Here is a 20,584-nt window from a genome sequence, read left to right as displayed (position 1 = left end):
TTCAGTATCCTTCCGGCGACTTGGGGTCGGCACCCAAGGCTTCGTCGATCTCATTCAGTTGTTCGGGCCGCAGGAGCCCGCGGTTTTCCGCCCTGCGTGCGGTGGCCCGCGCCATGGCCTGGTAGGCCGCGAGAACATCGCCGCCCGCACCGCCGTCGTACTCTTTCAGTGCCTGGGCATGCGCGGAAACGGTACCCACATCTCCACGCGCCACCGGACCGGTCAGCGCCGATTCGCCGGATGCAAGGGCGTTCTCCAGTGTGGCGCGCAACAGCGGACCCAGCATGGACTCCGGGTTTTCGACGCCGATCTCCCGCAGCATCTGGGATGCCTGGGCCACCAGCGTGACCATGTGGTTCGAGCTATGCGCAAGGGACGCGTGGTAGAGGGTGCGGTCGGCTTCGGCAATGGCCACCGGTTCGGCACCCATCTCCACCACGAGGGCTTGAGCGATCGGCAGCATGGCCGCATCCGCGGTAACACCGAAAGTGCAATCCATGAGCCGGGTCAGGTCCAAGCTCATGCCCGTGAAAGTCATGGCCGGGTGCAGCGCCAGCGGGATCGCGCCCACCGCACGGACAGGGTTGAGGATTCCCACGCCGAACCGGCCGGACGTGTGTGCCACCAGTTGGCCCGGCTGCCAGGCGCCCAGCTTGGCGAGCCCCGCCACCAACTCCCCGAGGGCGTCGTCCGGAACGGCCAACAGCACCAGTTCCGAACGCTCCACGATGTCCTGGATCTCCAGGACCGGAACACCGGGCAGCAGGTTTTCGGCACGCTCACGGCTCGCCTCCGACACAGCAGAAACCCCGACGACGGCGTGCTCGGCCGCGCGCAAAGCGGCACCCAACACGGCACCCACCTTGCCGGCGCCGATGATTCCGACTCCGAGTCGTCCTGGCCTAGCCATCGTGGCGGTCCTCCTGTTGCGGTGAAGTGTGGGGGTGTTCCGGCTGGATTGGCCGGGCCGGCTGCGCGGACTGTGCCGGCGGGGGCGGCTGTTCCGCTGTGGTCGCAACCTCCGCTGCGGCTGCAACCTCCGGGGCCTGCGGTGCCACTTGCGCCAGCCACTGCTCGCTCGTCTGCCGTTTCCGGGCTTCCCGGGCGCGGGCAGCCTGTTGGTCGAAGAGTTCCACGGCCTGGGCCGCATCAGCTTGGAAGACCCTGGGAGAAACAGGTCCGGCGGTGGTGTGGAGGACAAGGTCGGCCACTCCGAAGCGGCGAGCCAGCGGCCCCTGGTGGAGCGCCATGGACTGCGTCCGCTGATGCGGCACAAGGACCAGCGTGTGCCACCAACGGCCGGATCGGATCAACAACGCCGTGCGCGTGGCAAGGAATCCGTTGCGACGCCGGCCAAGTGGAGCAAGCAACCGTGCGCGGCGGGGTGTGGTGACAAATTCATCTGTCGGGGCGGCGTCGGGCGCGGCCGGAGCCAACCCATCCAGTCCGGCCGTGAAGACGCGCTCCGGGTCCTCAACCCCCGGGTCCGGCAGCACCAAGGACATCATTCGCAGGACATCGGGCTTCATTCCGACGGGCAGCAGCATGGTCCGGGCGGCACCCTCGGTACTGCCCGATATCCCATAACCCGCCACGTTGACGTGCATCCGGTACCAGCCAAAGATCCTCCAGAGAGGCGGCTGCGTCACCATGACTGCCTGGATGCGTCCGGGAGGCAGGGTCTGCGCCTGGGTGTCCAGGAGACCGTATCGAAGGCGGATACCGTCCGGCGAAATGGCTGCCGTGAAGTTGTAGCCCTTGTTGAAGGAATTCCAGTAGGCTGCGCCGATGCCCAGGATGCCGGGGATCAGCGCCAGGAACAGCGTCTGGTTCTCTGTGAAAACAGAGACAGCTACCACCACGGCGGCACCGACCAGGATTCCGACGGTTTGCTCGCTCAACACGAGGGATCCAATGAGCCGTGCCGGAGGCACAGACAGCACCACATGCTCGGGTGCCTCAGGAATTTCCTCTTCCTTACCGGGCTCGCTGACAACGCCGGCCGCCCGCGCAAGGATGGTGGCGCGCAATTGCTTCGCCTGGGCGAGCGGAAGGTAAGCGAGCCGCACCGCCGACTCGCCGGCGTCGGCCACTTCAAATTTGAGTTCAGCGAGGCCAAATATCCTCGCCAAGAGCGGCTGAACAATGTCGATGGCCTGGACACGGTCCAATCTGGCCTGCCGCTGCTGCTTGAACAGGAAACCAGTGTTGACGCGCACGTACCCTTCGGCCACCTGGTAACGCGTGAAGTACCAGCTCAGGATGAAACTGCCCACCGTCAACAGCAGCACCACGGCGCCGCCGGCCAAAAGCCACGGCACACGGCCGTTCAGGTTTGGATCCAGAAAATCCCTGCCCTGCAACATGCGTTCGAATGCGTCACGGCCAAAGAAGAACCCGACGGCGGCAAGTGCCACCCAGCCACGAACGAAAGGTGATGCCGGGTGGACGCGGTTCCAGTCGCCGTCGACCTTTGCTTCCGGTTGATCCGGCAGGCTCACCGCCGCGTTGCCTTCCGGGCTCACAGCCCGGCCAGCCTGGCTTCTCCACGGGCCGAAAGCTGTTCGCGCAGCCGTGCGCCTTCCTCTGCCGGAAGACCAGGCAGGTGCGCGTTGGTTCCGGTCGATGCCGTGTGGAGTTTGAGCGTGCACAGTCCCAAGCTGCGTTCAACCGGACCAACCGCAACGTCCACGTACTGCATCCGGCCGTAGGGAACCACCATGGTGCGTTGGAAGAAGATGCCGCGGCGGATGAGGAGGTCGTCGTCGCGTTCTGCGTAGCCGATGGCGCGTACCTGGCGGGGAATCAACACCAGCCGCCACAGCGCCAGGACCAGCATCACTGCGGGAACCGTGATGGCGAGCCACAAAGGAGGCCAACGCCACCAACCCAGCAGCACGAATATGAGCGGCAAACTGAGGACTGTCAGCATCAGGACATTGCCGATGGCCCACTCCACCAACCGCACGGTGACGTACTTCGGGGAAACCCGAAGCCACTGGACGCCGGGAGGATCAATCGCCTCGGTATGCATACTCGCCTTCGCCTTTGGTTTCGCCGCGACGGGGCCCCGGTCCGGCAGTGCCACCTTCAAGATCCTCGGGTGGGATCCGGCAGAAACGCTCCACCACGAGCCCAACCACCACCATGACCACGCCACCGCCGCCCATCAGCAAGGCGTTCCACAGTATTCCCTCGCCGCCGCGCAAGCTGCCGATCCGGAGAAGGTCCATCGAGATTCCGGCATGCCAGCCAAGCAGCAAGGTTCCCGCATAGGCGCAGGCCTGGGCAAGGATCAATGTCCTGGCCGCCAGAATCGGATTGAGCAGGTTCTTCTTCTTGCCGTTGCGCCAGCGCAGCACACGAATGCCCATGATGAGTGTGAGGCCGGCAATAACGGCCATGGTCACCAGCGCGGATACCGGCAGGACCGGGGTGGGCATGCTGAAGCGGTTGGTGGTGGCGGTTGCCAACCATCCAATGACCGCAGCGATGACGGCGATGAGCACCAGAACCACCGGGCGCATTGCTTTCATGGCTGTTCCACTGCTCCCGTCGCAGGCACGCCGGCTACGTCGCCATAACCATCGAAGCGCCGGATATCCGGCATGTCAGCGGCGACGGCAGCCAACTCAGCAACACTGCGCCCGTTCAACTGTGCGTGCGGTTCCAACAACGACCACGGATAGAGCACGAATGCACGCTCAGCTGCCCGCGGATGGGGAAGAGTAAGAATGGGATCGTCACTGACGACGTCGCCGAACACGACGATGTCCACATCCAGCGTCCTGGGACCCCAGCGAACCTCGCGCGTACGGTGGTGCTGCTGTTCGACGTCGTGGCAATGCCTCAAGAGTTCCAGCGGGGTCAACGTGGTTTCCACGGCCATGACCATGTTCAGGAAGTCCGGCTGCCCTTCCGGACCACCGACTGCCTTGGTCTGCACCACCGGGGAAACTCCAAGGAGCCGCACCTCCGGCGGATCCACCAAGGCCGCAACCGCAGTGGAAAGGGTGTCGTTGCGCTCCCCCAGGTTACTGCCGAGGGCCAGGATGGCCTTGGTGTAGCCGGATGTCATGATCGCTCCCGGTGCACACTGACCGTAACGTCGCCGAACGGCACCTCAATGGGAGCCTTGGGCTTGTGGACGGTGACGTCGACGGCGGCCACGCTGTAGTTCGCGAGGATGCCCTCCGCGATCCTGACGGCCAGACCCTCGATCAGGTTCAAGGGCTCGCCCTCGATGTGCCGGGTGATCAGCTCGGCAACTTCACCATAGTGCGCTGTGTACTGCAGGTCATCTGTCTCCGCGGCCTTGGTGAAATCCGTGTGGAGCACTGCATCCACCACGAAAGGCTGGCCGTCACGGCGCTCAAAATCGAACACCCCGTGATAACCCACGGCGGTGACGCCCGTCAGCGTGATCCTGTCCACAGCGTTTCCTATCAGCGTGCGATGCGGGCGGCGACCTTGACGGCGTCAAGGCTGGGTCCGACGTCGTGGACGCGGACAGCCCAGGCGCCCTTGGCGGCGCTCAAAGCGGTGATTGCAGCGGTGGCGGCGTCGCGTTCCAGCGGAGCAGCCGACTTGCCCGCAACAGTGAGCAGCGAACCGAGGAACCGCTTGCGGGAAGCAGCCACCATCACCTTGTGGCCCAACCCGAAGAGCTGATCAAGGTTCTTGAGGATTTCCCAGTTCTGGTCCTCGTTCTTGGAGAAACCGACTCCGGGATCAATGATGATCTGCTCCGGGGCAACGCCCGCTGCGTACAACTTGTCGCGGACGCCGCTGAGTTCAGCCACCACGTCCTGGGTCACGTTGTGGTAGTCCGTCAGGCTGTCCATGGTCATGGCATCGCCGCGGCGGTGCGTAAGGATGTACGGGACCTTGGTCCGGGCTACGAGCTCCGGCATACCGGGCTCGATGGTGAGGCCGGAAACATCGTTGATGATGGCCGCACCAGCCTCCACTGCCGCGGCGGCCGTGGACGTGTGCATCGTGTCGATGCTGACCAGCGCGCCAGCCTTGACCAACGCCTGAATCACCGGAATGACACGGCGCTGTTCTTCTTCCGGGGAAACCGGCTCGGCGCCAGAGCGCGTGGACTCGCCACCGACGTCGATAATGTCCGCGCCGGCGTAAAACATGCGCAAACCAAGCGCGATAGCCGTGTCCGGCGTCCGGTGGGTGCCGCCGTCACTGAAGGAATCCGGGGTGACATTGAGGATTCCCATGACGAGCGTGCGGTCCGTCGGCAGGTCCTCGAACCTGGCCGCGGGCCGCGGCTTACGGAGAACCGGCAACGGGCTTGTGGCCGGGCCGGTTCCGGGTGCTGCAGCGAGGGAGTCCATAGAGATTACCTTCCGAGTATGAGGCTCATGGCCTCGGCGCGGGTGGCCGGGTCATGGAGCTGACCGCGCACCGCACTGGTGACGGTCTTCGCGCCGGGCTTGCGGATGCCGCGCATGGACATACACATGTGTTCACATTCGACGACCACAATGGCACCACGCGGGTTGAGGTGCTTCACCAACGCCTCAACGATCTGCGTCGTGAGGCGCTCCTGCACCTGCGGCCGGCGCGCGTAGATGTCGACCAACCGCGCCAGCTTGCTGAGGCCTGTCACCTTCCCGTCATGTGACGGGATGTAACCGACATGCGCCACTCCGTGGAACGGCACCAGGTGGTGCTCGCAGGTCGAATAGAACGGAATGTCCTTCACCAGGACGAGCTCTTCATGATCGAGGTCGAACGTGGTGGAAAGGACATCCGCCGGATGCTGGTGGAGCCCGGCAAAAACCTCGGCGTACGCCTTGGCCACGCGCTTGGGCGTGTCCTGGAGGCCGCCACGGTCAGGGTCTTCACCAATAGCCAAGAGGATCTCGCGGACCGCCGCTTCAATGCGCGGACGGTCTACTTTATGGGCGTGCTTGGAGCCCGCGGCGGAGCCGTGGGCGGCGGCGAGGTCGTCGTCGTCGTCGAAATGAGTCACGGCAGATAGCTTAGCCGTGATGCGTGGAGTCGTTGCCGCCGTCTGGTCGCGGTGCCTGGAAGGAGTCCTGGCTGCTGACCCCCTGCGCGTGCGGAGCGACGACGTCCAGGGGTTCGTCCAGACGCGCCTGCTTGGCTTCCTCCTGGGCTTCGCGTTCAGCCTTTTCTGCCCGGCTTTCCACGGGCGGGATGGACTGGACCGGACGGGATTCCTTGGACAGCCAGATCTCACGGAAATCACGCTTCCGGATGTCATGGAAGATCTCGGCAATCTCAGCCTGGTTCAAGGTTTCCCGTTCAAGGAGTTCCAGTGCCAGACGGTCCAGGACGTCCCGGTTTTCCGTGAGGATGGCATAGGCCTCGTCGTGCGCCTGGTCGATGAGTCGACGCACTTCTTCGTCCACCACGTAGGCGATCTGGTCGGAGAAATTGCGTTCCTGTGCGGCGTCGCGGCCGAGGAACGGCTCGCCGCCGCCCTGGCCCAGCTTCACAGCGCCAACGCGTTCGCTCATGCCGTACTGCGTGACCATCTTGCGGGCTGTGGAGGTTGCCTTCTCGATGTCATTGGAAGCACCGGTGGAGGGGTCGTGGAACACGATTTCCTCAGCAACGCGGCCACCCATGGCGTAGGCCATCTGGTCCAGCAGTTCGTTACGGGTGATCGAGTACTTGTCGTCCTCAGGAATCACCATGGTGTAGCCGAGTGCGCGGCCACGGGGAAGGATGGTGATCTTGGTGACCGGTGCCGAATTACGAAGGGCAGCGGCAACCAAAGCGTGCCCACCTTCGTGATACGCGGTGATCTTGCGTTCGAGTTCCTTCATGACCCGGCTGCGCTTCTGCGGGCCGGCCATGACACGGTCGATTGCCTCATCCAGTGCGCGGTCGTCAATCAGGTTGGCGTTGGAACGCGCGGTCAGAAGTGCGGCCTCGTTCAGGACGTTGGCCAGGTCGGCGCCCGTGTAACCCGGGGTCTTCTTGGCAACAGCCTTGAGGTCGATGCCCTGCGCCATGGGCTTGCCCTTGGCGTGAACGTTCAGGATCTGCTCGCGGCCGATCATATCCGGGGCTTCCACGGTGATCTGCCGGTCGAAGCGGCCCGGGCGCAGCAACGCGGGGTCCAGGACGTCCGGGCGGTTGGTGGCAGCGATGAGGATGACGTTGGTCTTGACGTCGAAGCCGTCCATCTCCACGAGGAGCTGGTTCAGCGTCTGCTCACGTTCGTCGTTGCCGCCGCCGATGCCGGCACCACGGTGACGACCAACGGCGTCGATCTCATCAACGAAGATGATGGCCGGAGAGCTGGCCTTGGCCTGCTCAAACAAGTCACGGACGCGGGAAGCACCAACGCCGACGAACATTTCAACAAAGTCCGAGCCGGAGATGGAGAAGAAGGGAACGCCGGCTTCGCCTGCAACAGCGCGGGCAAGCAGCGTCTTACCGGTACCTGGAGGGCCGTAAAGCAGCACACCCTTGGGGATCTTGGCGCCAACAGCCTGGAACTTGGCCGGTTCCTGGAGGAACTCCTTGATTTCCTGGAGCTCTTCCACAGCTTCGTCAGCACCGGCTACGTCGGAGAAGGTCACCTGCGGCATGTCCTTGTTGACCAGCTTGGCCTTGGACTTGCCGAACTGCATCACCTTGGAGCCGCCGCCCTGCATACGGGAAAGCAGGAACCAGAACAGCACACCGAGGAGCAGCACCGGGATGAGCAGCGAGAACAGGCCGGAGAACCAGTTGTTCTCGATCGGCTGGTCCGTGAAGCCCTTTTCCGGGTTGGCGTTGGTGACTGCCTTCACCACATCCGGACCACGATCCGTGACGTAGAAGAACTGAACGTTCTTGCCCTTGTCCTGGCCGTCCAGGTTCAGGTTGTCCTTGAGCACCAGGTCAACGCGGTTTTCGGCGTCGAAGATCTTGGCCTGCTCAACCTTCCCGCTTTGGGAAAGGAGCTCCAGGCCTTCCTTGGTGTCAATGCGCGTTGAACCGCCCGGAGCCAGTGTTGCGAATGCCACCAGGAGCAAGCCAACGACGACAACAATCCAGATGCCCGGGCCCTTGAAGAAACTCTTAGCTTTCATCTGATCGGGGTTTTGCCCCGTCCCTCCTGGTAGTGCTGCAAGGCGCAACTTCTGCGCGCGAGTGGTGCTGCTTCAGTTTCAAGCTATACACCGTTCCCAGTAATTCACGCACCGGAAAGTCCAAAAGTTCCCTCTGGGCGTACACAGGATACTCGCCTCGAGGGCGATGGGACAGGGATTTACGCTTGGTGGGCAGTGCACCACCTTGGTTGCTTCCGAGTGGTCTCGATGCTGCTTGGTCAGGCTGCGACCGGAAGCACCAGCAAATAACCAGCGGGCAGGTCCGTACTCCAGCGCCGGGGTTCACGGACCACAAACTGTGTGGCCAACTGCTCCGGAGTAAGCAGGCTGTTGGGCTCCGGAGAGGGACCCCACTGCCCGCTGCCGTGGGGATAAAGCGGATCCAGGACGCGAATCCCCGTTATTTGAAACTCCGGGAACTGCGCGGGATCACCCATGGACTCAAAGCCGCTCATCACCCAAGCATGCCGGCCGCTCCACATGACCAACCCCACTGGCCGGCCAGTTTCCGCTATGGCACGCGCCGCCGTCTGCAGCGTGTCCTCGTAGGTCGCGACGCTGACCACCGAGTACGGGCCCATACCAACCTCAGTCAACACCTGCGCCCAACCCCGGGGGTTGGCACCGTTGAATGAATTCGATGACCGGGCGCGGGCCATCTCCCACAGCTCGCTTTGCTGTGCGGGGGCTGCCCAAGACGCGCCGCCCGTATCGTCAATGAGGTTGTGTGCCATCTGGATGCTGGCGGCTACGCACCAATCAAACGTGTACTGCGGCACGAAGTCACCCTCTTGGTAGAGGTTCAGCGCGAAAGCCTGGGGTACCGGCGGTGGAGGTGCAGGCGCGGGAGGCGGAGCAGGCGCAGGGGGCAGTGTGGCGACGGTGGCGGGCGCATGAGTTGCGACGTCACCGGCGATTGGCGGGGCCGACGCGGCCGCACTGGACTGGGCGGCAGCTGTCCCGTTGACATCTACCGCAGGAGTGCAGGCCGTGAGAAACGTCGACAAGACGACGAGCCATGCCAGGAGACGGGCAGGGGCACCGGTCATGGTTCAGTGTAGCTCCGGGGGCTCCCCCAGGGCACCCCTTGAATGCGGCCGCCCAACGAATGAAGCCGTTAACGCGAACGCCGCACCCGCCCGGCCCAAACGCATCCTGAGATGACAGATACGTTGGCGGAACGTGATGCGGCGGAAGGCGACGAGGGATTTACTCGTAAACGTGTGGGGCCAAGGTGCCCACGAAGTCCAGGTTGCGGTACTTTTCGGCGTAGTCGAGGCCGTAGCCCACCACGAACTCGTTGGGGATGTCGTAGCCAACGTACTTGACGTCGATCTCCACCTTGGCGGCGGTCGGCTTGCGGAAGGCCGTGCAGATCTCGACGCTGGCCGTGCCACGGGATTCGAGGTTGGACTTGAGCCAGGAAAGGGTCAGTCCGGAATCGATGATGTCCTCAACAATCAGGACATCCTTGCCCATGAGGTCGGTGTCAAGGTCCTTGAGGATCCGGACCACGCCGGAAGACTGGGTACCGGAACCGTAAGACGAGACAGCCATCCAGTCCATGCTGACGTGGCTGTGCAGAGCGCGCGCCAGGTCAGCCATGACCATGACCGCACCCTTGAGGACACCGACGATCAAGATGTCGCGGCCCTCGTAGTCCTTGTCGATCTGCGCTGCGAGTTCCGCGATGCGCGTTTGGATCTGCTCTTTGGTGTAAAGAACGTGCTTGAGATCTGCCTGGACGTCGTTTGAATCCACCAATGGCTCCTGTTTTGATGCTCGGGTGCGGCTACTGTTGGGACGGTTTCTGATGCCGGAATACTAGCTTCCCACAGCGCGCGGCTTCGCGGGGACCGGCGCCGGCCGAATCGCGCGGACTACTGGCAGCCGGAGCACCGGCGGAAACCGAACGCTCCTGCTCCAAATCGCTCAGGGACAACCGGTAAACACTGACGTGGCCGGGAAGCTCCACGGGTCCGGCCGACCCTTGTCGCCGCAGCAGCGCTTCCGCGGCTTGGAGCCGTCCGTAGCCAGGTTGTTGACCCCCGACGTCGGCGGCAGCCTTCGCGATGACCCGGAACCTCAGCGCTGCGGGCAGCTCACGTACGGCGTCTTCCGGAAGCCATGCCCCGCCGTCTTCACGCTGGACAAGTGAGAGATAGGTCTCGTTGGCCAGATCTTCGAGGAAATCGGCATCCTGCTGCAGTATTGCGGCGGTCCGGGCAAGCGACTCGGCGACCCCCGGCCCCAGCTTCTCTTCCAGGACAGGCATGACTTCCACGCGGGTCCGGGACCGGGCAAAGGAAGGGTCGGCGTTGCTGGGATCGTGCCAAGGCGAAAGTTCCTCGACCTCGCAAATTTCCAGGGTCTCGGCTCGGCGAAGGCCCAGGAAAGGGCGGAGAAGGCGACCGCGGGCAGGCCTCATCCCCGCCAAAGACCGAGTCCCTGAACCACGGGCCAAGCCCAGCAACACCTGCTCGGCTTGGTCGTCCAGGGTGTGGCCAAGAAGGATCACATCACACGCCAGGTCCGCGGCAGCAGATTCCAACGCAGCATGGCGGGCATCCCTGGCCGCGGCCTCAGGGCCGAACCCAGTGGCCGCGACTTCCACAGTGCGCACCTCCACCGGAGACAGACCCAGCTCGCGCAACACCGCGGCAGTCCGGGAGGCGACCTCTGCAGAGCCCGGCTGCAGCTGATGATCCACCACCACACCGGCAACCGTTACCGGATGTCCATCGACGTGGCCACGCCGGCCGAAGTACGCGGCTATGGCTGCCAAAGCCAACGAATCCGGCCCACCGCTGCAGGCTACGAGCACCCGCTGGGGATGACCCGCGGAGGCCAAGGCGTTCTGCAACTGTTTCCGCGCCTTGCCGACCACCGGCGCAAGGCGCCCGGGCCGCCGTCGACCCTTACCGCCGCGACCGGCAGCGGAATCGACGCCGGAGCCAGCGGCGGCGGAACCGGAAGGAATGCTCAAAGGCCCATCCGCTCAAGCCACAGCTTGGAGTTGTGGATCTCTTCTTCGGTGGGGAGGAAGTCGGCAGATTCCCACACCCTGTTGAAGCCGTCCATGCCTGCCACGGCTACGACTTCGCGGACGAACTTGGCGCCATCGGTGTACTGGCGCATCTTGGCGTCCAGGCCGAGGAGGTTGCGGATGAACTTCTCCACTACCCCGCGGTCCTTGCCGCGCTCGTTGAAGCGCTGGCGGATGGTCTTCACCGAAGGAACGATGCTCGAATCCACAGCGTCCATCACCACGTTGGCGTGACCCTCGAGGAGGCTCATGACGGCCGTGATGTGGGACAGGGACGCCTTCTCCTCAGGGTTCTGGAGGAGGTCCAGGATGGCGCCGCGGCCCGGAGTCTTGTCTGAGGGAGTGCGGTCACGCAGGGACTTGGCCACCGCACCAGCGCGCTCCACCAGGGAGTCCATGTTGCCCAGGAGGTTGCCGCTGAGCTTCTCGATTTCGTCGAGCATGTGGTGCCGGAGCCACGGCGCGGCAGCGAATTGCACGCGGTGTGTTTGTTCATGCAGGCAGACCCAGAGGCGGAAGTCGTCCGGGTGGACGTTGAGTTCGCGCTCCACGGAGATGATGTTCGGCGCTACGAGCAGGAGCCGGCCGCCGGGCGGAACGTTGGATTCAGGGGCCAGGGCAGCAAAGGGATCGTACTGGCCAAGGACCTTGCTGGAAAGGAAGGCCAGCACAGCGCCAAGCTGGGTGCCGGTGATGGCACCGCTGGCTGCGGCTGCGGCTGGGGTCATGGACACTCCGCTGCGGCTGTCCAGCATCGTTTTCAACGCGGGTTGGAGCATCACCGCGAAGCTCTGCGTGTTGGCCTTGGACCAGGAAGCGCGGTCCACCACCAGGACGTGCGAGTCACGCAGATCCCGGGCAGCGTCCAACCCGGTGATGTCGTGGACGTGCGGGACGGAGATGTCCGCGTTGAAGCGCAGGTTCTCCACCGCCTTGCCAATCTCCCCGGCGCTAAGCTCCGGACCGGGAGGGGCAAGCCGGGCAGCCGTAGAGGCGGCCAGGTCCCAATTGATCAGGGACGGGGCCCCTGCTGACGAATCGCGGGCAGATGACACCATACGGACCATCACACCACACGAGACTGACAGCGGGCTCTTAAGTTCGCTCCACGCGGAGCATTCAGCCCCGGCAACCGCACGAGGCCAACACCGACGCCGACCGGTCCATGGCCACCTTGTTGGCAGCAGCCCCCGGTTCAAGGTCGTTGCCGATGAAGGAGAACACCAACAACCGCCCGTCGGCGTCGACCACGTAACCACTCAGGGCGATCACCGTATTGAGCGTCCCCGTCTTGGCCCGGACCAGCCCGGCGCCCTCCGCGGTAGAGGCGTCCACATATCTGTCATCCAGGGTTCCGGTCAGGCCGGCCACCGGGAACCCGTCCAGCGCGGTGCGCAGGGAGAGGTCCGGTCCGCTGGTGATGGCACGGACCACCTCGGCAAACTGGCGGGCACTGACCTGGTTTTCCAAGGCCAGTCCGGAGACGTCGGCCAATTGCATCGAACCGGCGGCGATCCCCAGCTCCCCCAACCGTTGGCGCACGGCCGCGGTGGCGCCGTCGTACGTGGCCTTTTGACCGGAAGCCAAGGCGGTCATCCGCCCCAGCGCCTCGGCGAGGAAGTTGTCCGAGGACTCAAGCATGAGGTCCACCTGATCGCTGACTGTGGCCGATTCGGCGGCCGCCAGCACCTTGGCGGGGAGGCCTTTGCCGCGTTCGACGCCGGGACCCACCTCAACGCCGGCAGCCGCCAACTTCTCGGCGAACGCCTCGGCGCTGGTGACGGCGGAATCCTGGGGGCGCGGACCGGTCACGACATCCGGAGCATAGCGGCCTGAGTTCAACGCGAGGGAAAACAACGGTGCTGTCTCGCCGGCGGCGACGTCGTCCAGGCTCCACGCAGGGTTAAGGGGTGCGCCGGCGAAGAGTGAATCGTCCACTCGCACGGTGACAGGTCCCTTGACGCCTGCCGCAGCCAAAGCCGCCGCAGTATCCGAGGCCAGCGAAGCCAGACCGGCGCGTCCAAGAACCGCCGACGGATCCGATGCTGAAGCACCCAGCAGTACGTCCCCTCCGCCGGTCAGCACCACGGTGGAGGGATCCTCGGCTGCGAGCACCCGGGTGGTAAAACGCGCCTCCGGACCGAGGGCTTTCAACGCAGCCACGGCGGTCAGCAACTTCATATTGGAGGCCGGGATCCGGTTGGCGTTGGCGTCACGGTCAAAGAGGACCTTGCCGGTGGACGCGTCCATCACCATGCCACTGATACTGCCCCCGCCGGCCGGTTTCAGGGTGGCGTCAAGCTGCCGGGCAACCTCAGCGGGCATGGGAACGGGGGCATTGGCGTCCAGGGGAAGCACTCCGCTGACGTCAGCCAAGCGGTCCGGCTCCTGGTGCCAAGCGGGAACCGACGGCGACGGCTTGGGCATGGTCAGCAGGCCCGGCACCATACCGGCCACCACCACGGCACCGAGGCACAGCAGGACTCCGGCCAACAGCAACGGCCATTTCAAGCGCCCCCACGCCGCAGATACCCAGCGGGTATCCCCGTTTTTAACGCCCATCATGGAAGTTGCTTGGTCCTGTCAGTCCTGAAATGTCCCCGCCGGTTCAAGAAACCCGGGCCTCTCGCTATATCCTCAATAGTAGTCGGCGGCACCGGCTGTCCTTTTGCCTGCCGCCAGCCCCGGGCTGAGCAGCCTGCCTGAGGCACCGTCACCCGTGACGGCCGCTTCGGCGGAGCAACGCCCCACCCACACCCGTCAAGGAGCATTCCATGAAGCACGACGTGACCATCGAGATCCCCAAGGGATCGCGCGTCAAGTACGAAGTTGACCACGAAACCGGCCGTGTCCGCCTGGACCGCGTCCTTTTCACCTCCATGCAGTACCCCACGCACTACGGTTTCTTCGAGAACACCCTGGGCGAAGACGGCGATCCGCTGGACGCACTGGTGCTCCTGCAGGACTTCGACCTCCACCCGGGCGTCATCGTTGAATCCCGCCCCATCGGCGTCTTCAACATGACCGACGACGGCGGCGGAGACGCCAAGGTCCTCTGCGTCCCCGTTGACGCACGCTTCGACCACATCCAGGAAGTCAGCGACGTCAGCGAATTCCTGATCAAGGAAATCGAGCACTTCTTCACGCGCTACAAGGACCTGGAGCCCGGCAAGTGGGTCAAGGCCGAGGGCTGGGGCGACCGCGCCGCTGCCGAAGCCGAGCTGGAAGCTTCCATCAAGCGCTACGTTCCGGCAGCACACTAGGGCTTAGTCCTTCGCGTTACGCTTCCGCGTCGCGTACTTGCACGTGATGCTCGACGGCGGCTGGTGCGGTTCCCTGCGAACCGCACCAGCCGCCGTCGTTCTTTAACGTCTTTTGCCCGGACTGTACACATGGGCATGTCTCCCCATCGCGGTAGCTCCCGGGTCCGCTTAGGCTGGGACGAGACTTTTCGATGCCTTACACAGGGGGTTCATATGGCTGGGTTCTACGGCGCGGACATCACGCAGCTTCGCAGTCTGGCCGGCGTGATGGGCAAAGCTGCCGACGCCATCAGCCTGCAAAGCACGCAGTTGTCCAACGCCATCAATTCCACAACAGCGTGGCAGGGCCGGGACGCTACGGTGTTCAAGGGCGATTGGAACTCCCAGCACCGGCAGAGCCTGGTCAAGGCCGCCACCATGCTGCGCGAGAATGCCAGCCAGCTGAAGAAGCACGCCAACCAGCAGGAGTTCGCCAGCCACAATGATGGCTCGGGCTCGTCGGTGGGTGTCCTCAAGGACGTCTATGACACCGCGATGGGCGTCAAGGGTTTGGCAGCCCCGCTGTGGACGGCCTACAAATACCTCAAGCTGGGCAACACGGAATGGGTGAAGACCCGCGAGGTCCTGACCAACTGGCGGGCCGGCGGAACGGTTGTCCGCGACGCCATGACCGCGCTGAGGAACGGCGAGAAAGTCACTGACGTCCTCACCGACCTCAAAGCCAACATCCCTTACAGCCAGGCGTTCCAGGATGCCAGCAAGTTCTCCAAGGGCCTCCGTGTGGCCGGGGCACTGGCGGCACCGCTGAACATCGTGGGCGGCATCAGCGACATGATCAACCCCGAGCACGATGGCTGGCGCGGCACCGGCGACCGCGTTGCCGGCGGCCTGTCCGTGGTGGGTGGCGTTGGCAGCATCATGCTCATGACGGCGGGCGGGGCCGCCTTGCTGGGGCCGATCGGTGCTCCGATCGTGATCGGTGCGGGCATCGTCGCCGGCGCGTGGGCGCTGGGCAACCTCGTAGCCGACAACTGGGACTCCATCAGCAACTTCGCACGCAACCCTGGCAGTTACATCGCCGACGGTGCCAAGGAGGTGGCGGGCTTCGTCAAGGACGCAGGCAGTAAGGTGGCAGACGGGGTCAGTGACGCCGCCAAGTCAGTCGGAAACTTTGTCGGAGGGATATTCGGATGACCACCAGCACCATGAAATGGACCCAGAGGGACATCGAGGCCGCAGCCAAGGTCCTGGCCACGGCCAGCGCCGTCGGTGCGCCCTTGCCTACGCTGACCGATGAAGAAGTTGTAGCCCTGGACGGCGTTCAGCACGAACAGCTGGTGGCGCTGCCGTGGCTTTCGGCCCAGGACGCCAGCAAGGAACTGATGTGCGCCATCGCCTTGCGCGGCCTGCTCGCCAAGGAACTCGTGTATCCGGTGGTCTTCGAGGGCGAGACCGAGCCCTCCCGCCTGCACGCCACGGAAGAAATCACCGGCGCCCTCACCCTGCGCCGCAGCGGCAGCAGCGTTGTCTCTGTGGAACGCACTGTGTCCACCGGCAAACGTTGGCTCTACGGCTACCTTCACGACGAAGGTGTTCTGCTCGAGGAAGTAGACGAAAGCGGCTTGCACGGCTTCACCGTGGTCACCCGTGACCAACTGGTTCCGCGTTTGGCCGAATTCGTCGACCCCCAGCAGGCTGCCGCCCGCGATACTGAGCCTGCCCTTTACACTGAAGCCCAGTTCGAGGCACACGCCGCTACCGCCTTGGCCGACACCCAGGCCGCAAGCAACGTAGTGGCCTTCAATTCCAATACCAACGAATTCCCCACTGTCACCGTGTACACCGGTCCGTCCGGCGTCCACGTTCTCACCCCGCGCGTGGAGGGCTCGCCAGAATCCGGCCCGGAGCGGGCGGAATCAGTAACGTTCGAGCTGCAGGAAACCTCTGCGGCATCGTTGGCCCGCGTCCTGGGCGGACTGGCCGGACTGGCCTGACGTTCCGCACCCAAGCCGCACACCGCCGTCGAGCTGAAAGTCCCTCATGAGCACTTCCAAGTCCACCACCCTCACTGGGCTGCTTGATCCTGTCAACGGCCGCCCCGTTCGCCGCCATCCTGACACCGGCGCATACTTCGTCAAGGCTTCGGGTAGTGCCCACTTCTGGGGTCGCGTCCTGGATGCCGTCGTCTTCCTGGTGGGCTACGTGATCCTGGCCGCGATTGCCGCGGTGGTCCGTGAGTCCATGATGAACAGCGGCTCGGCCCTCGGTTACAACGACGGTTTGTGGCTGACCCTCTACGTTGTCCTGTGGTTCGTGGGCCTGTTGGTCTACGGAATGATCTGGGGAACCGTGGGCAGCGTAGGCGACGCCGCTGCGGGCATGCGCTCGGTGCGGATCAAGAACGGCACGACGGCGGGCGCCTGGCTGGGCGGATGGCGCGCCATCTCCTGGTCCTTCTTTCCGTTCTTCGTGGTGATGCTCATCGCTTCCGCCATCAGTGGTGGCGGAGACGACACCTGGGATCCGAAGTTCGCCGCCATCGACCGCCGCTCCGGCATTGCGCAGGGCCAGGCACCGGTTCCGGACCCCAAGGTCCCCGCCGCCGAACAAGCCGCTGCGGCCGATCGGCAGCACCTGCCCAACCTCTACGGCCAGCGCCCGGATGCACGGCCGTAACTGGCTGGTCCGCCGTGTTGAGCGCGAGCTCACCCCCGACCTGGGACAGCTCCGCTGCGTAGCGTCATCCCGGCACATCTACTGGAAGGTCCTCATCCCTTGCCTCGTGCTGGGGTTCATTTTTGGGACCATCGCAGAGTTCGTCAGCCCCATCCGGTCCACCCGGGAAGCCGGGCACTTCAACGACCCCGCCTTCTTTGTGCTGACCAGCATTCTCACGGGTGTAGTGCTGTGGTCCATGACGCTTCTGGGCAGCTTCCGGAAGTTGCTGGTCTTCGACGGCGGGATGGTCGCCAAGTACTCGCAGAAACACACCCGCGTTGTGATTCCCTGGGCCGACATTACGCCCGGAACCATCAAAGCCGTGACCACCTCCGACGGCACCGATCCCGACCGCCGATTGGTGGCACGCCGGAAGGTTTCCCTGGGTGCTGGAGGCCGGAGTGCCGTGGTTTTCCAAGCCCGCGACACGTTCTGGGTCTTCGCTTCGAACCAGGATCCCGCCCCATTGGTCCTCGCTATCCACGGGGCGATGAATGATGCAGGAACGCCCGGCGCGGCACGGGCCGCGGCAGGTGCGCTGCCCGCCGTCGTCCTTACCGGGCGGACGGCGCTCGACTGAACGGCTGGACTGAACAATGGGCGAATTTGGCCCTTGCAGACCGTCTACCAGCCGGTAGCATGTGATCCACTATGTTCACTCTCACTATCAACCAACGCGACAGCCGGCGCGACGGCGACCTCGTGCCGCAGCTGCTCAAGGACCTGCGGCACATTCCTGCGCGGCTCGACTTTGACCGCTCGGTTGAGGATGAGGTGCAGGGCATCGTCGAATCGGGCCACCAGGCCGTGGAGACTGCCTTGATCGCGCTCCGGTCCAGCCAATGGTATGTAGGAATCGGAGTCGGACCCATCAATGAGCCGCTGCCCAACCTGGTGAAGGACGCGTCGGGCCACGGCCTGGTCTACGCGCGCCGGGCCGTCGACAGGCTGCGCAACGGCAAAGAGCGGATCCCGGTGGCAGTGGACGGACCTTTGACCGCGTTGGCTTCAGAAGCCGAAGCTGTGCTGCGACTCTTGGGACACATCGTCCAACACCGCAGCGCAGCGGAATGGCGGGTCCTTGACCTGCTCACACCGGGCGTCCGAGGCCAGCAAAAAGCCGTGGCCCAGGAGCTGGGCATCACCACGCAGGCCGTCAGCAAGGCCCTGGCCCGTGCGCAGTGGTCCGAGGAACACGCAGCCCGGCCTGCCGCAGCCCGCTTACTGCAGATGATCCTGGAAGTGCGCTGATCCAAGACCCAGCCCGACACATCCCAGGAACGCAGCGTTAAACCAACTGAGTCGCAGATGATGCCGTTTTGAAAGCTCAAAAGGGCATCTGCTGCGACTCAGTTGGGTCAGCGGTGGATCTTACTGGTTGCTGACGTTGTCCTTGGCCGTCTGCGCGCGGTCCTGGACATCGGCGGCTGCTGCCTGGCCTTCGTCCTTGACGTTGGCGGCGGCTTCCGTGGCGCTGTCCTTGACGTTCTGCATTGCGTCCTGCGCTGGCTCGCGCAGGTGCTCGGCGACTTCTTGGGCAGCGTGGCTCAGCTCATCGGTCAGTGGCTGGGCTGCTTCCTTGACGGCCTGGGCTGCTTCGCGCTCCTTTTCAGAGGCCGGGAACAGCGAGGACACCAACAAGCCTGCTCCGAACGCGATCAGGCCAGCGGCGATAGGGCTGCCCTGGGCCTTGCGGGTGATTGCCTGCGGCGCGTCACCGATGTCCGATACGGCCCCGGAAACGGTGCCGGCCATGCCGGAGACAGCGTCCCCGGCCCGGTGGGCAGCGTTGCCTGCAGCGTCACTGACGTCGTCGCGGGCGCCGAACACAGCGGTCTTGATCTTGTCCACCCTGCGGTTGACGATGTGCGAAGGCGTGACCTTGTCAGCCACGGCGTCAACGTTGGTACTGAGCCGCCGGCGAGTTTCTTCGATATCGGCGCGCAGGGCGTCGGGGTTCTGCGTCATCGTGTCTCCTCAGTGTTCGGTTTCAAAGCGGGGGGTATTTCTTTGACCGTCTCAGCGGTCTGGGGCATGCCCTTGATGGTGTTCAGTTCCTTGCGGCCCTTGGCAGCCAAAACGGCTGCGACGATTCCCCAGATGACCGCGACAATTACAGCGGACCATCCGAGTCCAACAAGCTGGCCCAAGGCCCACCAAAGAGCAATGGACAAGAACAGCACGGTGATGTGGCCGGCGTATGCAGCTCCGCCCAGCATCCCTGCGCCCTTGCCTGCCTTGGTGGCGGACTCTTTCAGCTCCGCCTTGGCCAGCTCCACTTCCTGGCGCATCAACGTGGAAACATCACGCGTCAGGTCGCTCAGGATCTCGCCGAGGGGAAGGGTTTCCGCCTTCACGTGGGCTTCTGTGGGGGGCAGATCGGCGGGACTGCTCATCGGGGTCCTCCGTACTGCGGGTCATCGGGATCAAGCGGTCCGGCAAGCGGGTCGCCCTGGGCCTTAACTCCGCCGGCTTCAGTCTCCGGGTAAGGGAGGGTGGATCCGTCGTAGCCACCGGTGGTACCGGCGTCGTATCCGGTGGTGGTGGCTGAACCGTATCCAGCGGTGGTGGCCGTCGGTCCGGGAAGGTCCACGGCGGGAGGAGTCACGGCACCGCCCTGCGTCGGGTAGTAGACAGCTCGAGGCGTCTCAGTAGTGGCTGGGGTGGCGTTTGCTGAGGCTGCGTCGGAGGCGTTGCCTGCCATGCCCCGGCCCAGACGGCCGGCGAGGACGCCGGCTCCTGCAGCCAGCAGCAGGAACGTTCCTGGCTTACGGCGGGCGAAGCCCTTGACTTCATCCAACAGGGAACCGGGATCCCGGCCTTCCAACCACTGGGCAACAGAGGAGGAACGCTGGGCTGCCTGCTGGACCAGGTCCGTCGCCACACCACCGTTTTCAGTCGAGTTGGCCATGGTGGAGAGTTCGTCCGAGATAGACCGCAACCCTTCGGCCACGCGCTGCTGCTGTGCTTGGGCCTGATCGGCCAGCTCGCCCTTGGTCTGCGTGAGCAGTTGGCGGGCATTCACCTTAACCTCGTGGGCAACATGCCCGGCTTCGGTCTTGGCGGTGTCTACAACTCCGCCGGCGGCGTCGCCTACGGCACCGGCCACGCCTGCGGCTTCTTCCTTGGCAGTATCCACCTTGCCGGAACTGGCGGAGCCTGTTCCGGAGCCAGTGGGGGTACCACTGATGCCGGTGGTACCAGCCGTTTGGGTCTCAACGTCGGCTGAATCCAGGTAATTTCCCGTGAACGGTTCGGTGCCTGCATGGGCACCGGTGGTTGGCGCCGCGAAGCTTCCGTCCTGCGGCGATTTGCTCTCAGTCATTATCGCTCTCTTTCCACAGTTGGCAGGCTGCGGACAGCAGCCGGGATAGTAAGTATCGTTACTATCAATGGGTGTGTACCCGTTTGCGGGGGTTCTAATCACCCAATCGAACGAATTGATGTCCCTGCTCACGTTCTGC

The 20,584-nt window shown here is 64.3% G+C and carries 23 protein-coding genes; 6 read left to right on the top strand and 17 right to left on the bottom strand.

Annotation, left to right across the window (positions count from 1 at the left end; translation table 11 throughout):
• Nucleotide 1 precedes the first annotated feature (1 nt).
• From AYX22_RS01140 to dacB, 14 genes are all read right to left on the bottom strand, one after another.
• Entirely contained in the window at nt 2–910 is a 909-nt protein-coding gene (locus AYX22_RS01140) for a DUF2520 domain-containing protein (protein ID WP_207595738.1), read from the bottom strand.
• Nucleotides 903–2,525 carry a PH domain-containing protein gene (locus AYX22_RS01135; protein WP_207595737.1) on the bottom strand — a complete coding sequence of 541 codons (1,623 nt, stop codon included), beginning with the start codon at nt 2,523–2,525 and terminating at the stop codon, nt 903–905. The genes AYX22_RS01140 and AYX22_RS01135 overlap by 8 nt, the downstream gene beginning before the upstream one ends.
• Complete coding sequence (locus AYX22_RS01130; RefSeq protein WP_207595736.1) at nt 2,522–3,034, bottom strand: PH domain-containing protein; 513 nt, start codon at nt 3,032–3,034, stop codon at nt 2,522–2,524. The genes AYX22_RS01135 and AYX22_RS01130 overlap by 4 nt, the downstream gene beginning before the upstream one ends.
• Complete coding sequence (locus tag AYX22_RS01125) at nt 3,015–3,536, bottom strand: DUF3180 domain-containing protein (RefSeq protein ID WP_207595735.1); 522 nt, start codon at nt 3,534–3,536, stop codon at nt 3,015–3,017. The genes AYX22_RS01130 and AYX22_RS01125 overlap by 20 nt, the downstream gene beginning before the upstream one ends.
• Nucleotides 3,533–4,078 (bottom strand): 2-amino-4-hydroxy-6-hydroxymethyldihydropteridine diphosphokinase, encoded by a 546-nt coding sequence (folK, locus tag AYX22_RS01120; protein WP_207595734.1) that lies wholly within the window; start codon nt 4,076–4,078, stop codon nt 3,533–3,535. Before folK ends, AYX22_RS01125 begins: the two co-directional genes overlap by 4 nt.
• On the bottom strand, nt 4,075–4,434 hold the full coding sequence (gene folB / locus AYX22_RS01115; protein ID WP_207595733.1) for a dihydroneopterin aldolase: 360 nt from the start codon (nt 4,432–4,434) through the stop codon (nt 4,075–4,077). Before folB ends, folK begins: the two co-directional genes overlap by 4 nt.
• 11 nt (nt 4,435–4,445) lie before the next feature.
• Complete coding sequence (gene folP / locus AYX22_RS01110; RefSeq protein ID WP_207595732.1) at nt 4,446–5,351, bottom strand: dihydropteroate synthase; 906 nt, start codon at nt 5,349–5,351, stop codon at nt 4,446–4,448.
• A 5-nt stretch (nt 5,352–5,356) separates the two neighbouring features.
• Nucleotides 5,357–5,992, bottom strand: a complete 636-nt coding sequence (folE, locus tag AYX22_RS01105) for a GTP cyclohydrolase I FolE (RefSeq protein ID WP_089593195.1) — start codon at nt 5,990–5,992, stop codon at nt 5,357–5,359.
• Nucleotides 5,993–6,002: 10 nt separating this feature from the next.
• Entirely contained in the window at nt 6,003–8,072 is a 2,070-nt protein-coding gene (gene ftsH, locus AYX22_RS01100) for an ATP-dependent zinc metalloprotease FtsH (protein ID WP_089593194.1), read from the bottom strand.
• A gap of 239 nt (nt 8,073–8,311) precedes the next feature.
• Nucleotides 8,312–9,142, bottom strand: coding sequence for a hypothetical protein (locus AYX22_RS01095; protein ID WP_207595731.1), 831 nt, complete (start codon nt 9,140–9,142; stop codon nt 8,312–8,314).
• A 160-nt stretch (nt 9,143–9,302) separates the two neighbouring features.
• A complete protein-coding gene (gene hpt, locus AYX22_RS01090) occupies nt 9,303–9,854 on the bottom strand; it encodes a hypoxanthine phosphoribosyltransferase (RefSeq protein ID WP_011772910.1) in 552 nt (183 codons plus the stop codon).
• A 31-nt stretch (nt 9,855–9,885) separates the two neighbouring features.
• A complete protein-coding gene (gene tilS / locus AYX22_RS01085; protein WP_207597417.1) occupies nt 9,886–10,956 on the bottom strand; it encodes a tRNA lysidine(34) synthetase TilS in 1,071 nt (356 codons plus the stop codon).
• A 119-nt stretch (nt 10,957–11,075) separates the two neighbouring features.
• On the bottom strand, nt 11,076–12,197 hold the full coding sequence (locus AYX22_RS01080) for a zinc-dependent metalloprotease (protein ID WP_207595730.1): 1,122 nt from the start codon (nt 12,195–12,197) through the stop codon (nt 11,076–11,078).
• 61 nt (nt 12,198–12,258) lie between these two features.
• Nucleotides 12,259–13,701, bottom strand: coding sequence for a D-alanyl-D-alanine carboxypeptidase/D-alanyl-D-alanine-endopeptidase (gene dacB, locus AYX22_RS01075; protein ID WP_207597416.1), 1,443 nt, complete (start codon nt 13,699–13,701; stop codon nt 12,259–12,261).
• Between the two features lie 212 nt (nt 13,702–13,913).
• Between dacB and AYX22_RS01070 the strand changes: the two genes are divergently transcribed.
• The 6 genes from AYX22_RS01070 to AYX22_RS01045 all read left to right on the top strand — a co-directional run bounded on the left by AYX22_RS01070 (nt 13,914) and on the right by AYX22_RS01045 (nt 18,371).
• Nucleotides 13,914–14,402 carry an inorganic diphosphatase gene (locus tag AYX22_RS01070; protein WP_024818962.1) on the top strand — a complete coding sequence of 163 codons (489 nt, stop codon included), beginning with the start codon at nt 13,914–13,916 and terminating at the stop codon, nt 14,400–14,402.
• A 213-nt stretch (nt 14,403–14,615) separates the two neighbouring features.
• A complete protein-coding gene (locus AYX22_RS01065) occupies nt 14,616–15,596 on the top strand; it encodes a hypothetical protein (RefSeq protein WP_207595729.1) in 981 nt (326 codons plus the stop codon).
• Nucleotides 15,593–16,396 (top strand): hypothetical protein, encoded by an 804-nt coding sequence (locus AYX22_RS01060; RefSeq protein WP_207595728.1) that lies wholly within the window; start codon nt 15,593–15,595, stop codon nt 16,394–16,396. Before AYX22_RS01065 ends, AYX22_RS01060 begins: the two co-directional genes overlap by 4 nt.
• A 46-nt stretch (nt 16,397–16,442) precedes the next feature.
• Nucleotides 16,443–17,078, top strand: coding sequence for an RDD family protein (locus AYX22_RS01055; RefSeq protein WP_207595727.1), 636 nt, complete (start codon nt 16,443–16,445; stop codon nt 17,076–17,078).
• Nucleotides 17,065–17,700, top strand: a complete 636-nt coding sequence (locus AYX22_RS01050; RefSeq protein ID WP_207595726.1) for a hypothetical protein — start codon at nt 17,065–17,067, stop codon at nt 17,698–17,700. Before AYX22_RS01055 ends, AYX22_RS01050 begins: the two co-directional genes overlap by 14 nt.
• A 71-nt stretch (nt 17,701–17,771) precedes the next feature.
• The gene (locus tag AYX22_RS01045; protein WP_207595725.1) at nt 17,772–18,371 is read left to right on the top strand and encodes a hypothetical protein; all 600 of its coding nucleotides are present in this window, start codon (nt 17,772–17,774) and stop codon (nt 18,369–18,371) included.
• 120 nt (nt 18,372–18,491) lie between these two features.
• On the opposite strand, the gene AYX22_RS01040 is transcribed toward AYX22_RS01045, so the two are convergent.
• The 3 genes from AYX22_RS01040 to AYX22_RS01030 are packed head-to-tail and all read right to left on the bottom strand — an operon-like array spanning nt 18,492 to nt 20,445.
• On the bottom strand, nt 18,492–19,088 hold the full coding sequence (locus AYX22_RS01040; protein WP_207595724.1) for a DUF3618 domain-containing protein: 597 nt from the start codon (nt 19,086–19,088) through the stop codon (nt 18,492–18,494).
• Nucleotides 19,085–19,516 (bottom strand): phage holin family protein, encoded by a 432-nt coding sequence (locus tag AYX22_RS01035; RefSeq protein WP_207595723.1) that lies wholly within the window; start codon nt 19,514–19,516, stop codon nt 19,085–19,087. Before AYX22_RS01035 ends, AYX22_RS01040 begins: the two co-directional genes overlap by 4 nt.
• Nucleotides 19,513–20,445 (bottom strand): hypothetical protein, encoded by a 933-nt coding sequence (locus AYX22_RS01030; RefSeq protein ID WP_207595722.1) that lies wholly within the window; start codon nt 20,443–20,445, stop codon nt 19,513–19,515. Before AYX22_RS01030 ends, AYX22_RS01035 begins: the two co-directional genes overlap by 4 nt.
• Nucleotides 20,446–20,584: the final 139 nt, after the last annotated feature.

Origin of the sequence: Arthrobacter sp. D5-1 (assembly GCF_017357425.1) — a bacterium.
Taxonomy (GTDB): Bacteria; Actinomycetota; Actinomycetes; order Actinomycetales; family Micrococcaceae; genus Arthrobacter.
Note: the sequence above shows the minus strand (reverse complement) of the source record. Positions and strands in the feature narration are given on the sequence as shown.

Excerpts from the sequence above, each read along its gene's own strand:
- AYX22_RS01140 (WP_207595738.1), bottom strand. The coding sequence starts at position 910 with ATGGCTAGGCCAGGACGACTCGGAGTCGGAATCATCGGCGCCGGCAAG.
- AYX22_RS01130 (WP_207595736.1), bottom strand. The coding sequence starts at position 3,034 with ATGCATACCGAGGCGATTGATCCTCCCGGCGTCCAGTGGCTTCGGGTT.
- AYX22_RS01125 (WP_207595735.1), bottom strand. The coding sequence starts at position 3,536 with ATGAAAGCAATGCGCCCGGTGGTTCTGGTGCTCATCGCCGTCATCGCT.
- folK (WP_207595734.1), bottom strand. The coding sequence starts at position 4,078 with ATGACATCCGGCTACACCAAGGCCATCCTGGCCCTCGGCAGTAACCTG.
- folP (WP_207595732.1), bottom strand. The coding sequence starts at position 5,351 with ATGGACTCCCTCGCTGCAGCACCCGGAACCGGCCCGGCCACAAGCCCG.
- ftsH (WP_089593194.1), bottom strand. The coding sequence starts at position 8,072 with ATGAAAGCTAAGAGTTTCTTCAAGGGCCCGGGCATCTGGATTGTTGTC.
- AYX22_RS01095 (WP_207595731.1), bottom strand. The coding sequence starts at position 9,142 with ATGACCGGTGCCCCTGCCCGTCTCCTGGCATGGCTCGTCGTCTTGTCG.
- AYX22_RS01080 (WP_207595730.1), bottom strand. The coding sequence starts at position 12,197 with ATGGTGTCATCTGCCCGCGATTCGTCAGCAGGGGCCCCGTCCCTGATC.
- dacB (WP_207597416.1), bottom strand. The coding sequence starts at position 13,701 with ATGGGCGTTAAAAACGGGGATACCCGCTGGGTATCTGCGGCGTGGGGG.
- AYX22_RS01070 (WP_024818962.1), top strand. The coding sequence starts at position 13,914 with ATGAAGCACGACGTGACCATCGAGATCCCCAAGGGATCGCGCGTCAAG.
- AYX22_RS01065 (WP_207595729.1), top strand. The coding sequence starts at position 14,616 with ATGGCTGGGTTCTACGGCGCGGACATCACGCAGCTTCGCAGTCTGGCC.
- AYX22_RS01060 (WP_207595728.1), top strand. The coding sequence starts at position 15,593 with ATGACCACCAGCACCATGAAATGGACCCAGAGGGACATCGAGGCCGCA.
- AYX22_RS01055 (WP_207595727.1), top strand. The coding sequence starts at position 16,443 with ATGAGCACTTCCAAGTCCACCACCCTCACTGGGCTGCTTGATCCTGTC.
- AYX22_RS01050 (WP_207595726.1), top strand. The coding sequence starts at position 17,065 with ATGCACGGCCGTAACTGGCTGGTCCGCCGTGTTGAGCGCGAGCTCACC.
- AYX22_RS01045 (WP_207595725.1), top strand. The coding sequence starts at position 17,772 with ATGTTCACTCTCACTATCAACCAACGCGACAGCCGGCGCGACGGCGAC.
- AYX22_RS01040 (WP_207595724.1), bottom strand. The coding sequence starts at position 19,088 with ATGACGCAGAACCCCGACGCCCTGCGCGCCGATATCGAAGAAACTCGC.
- AYX22_RS01035 (WP_207595723.1), bottom strand. The coding sequence starts at position 19,516 with ATGAGCAGTCCCGCCGATCTGCCCCCCACAGAAGCCCACGTGAAGGCG.
- AYX22_RS01030 (WP_207595722.1), bottom strand. The coding sequence starts at position 20,445 with ATGACTGAGAGCAAATCGCCGCAGGACGGAAGCTTCGCGGCGCCAACC.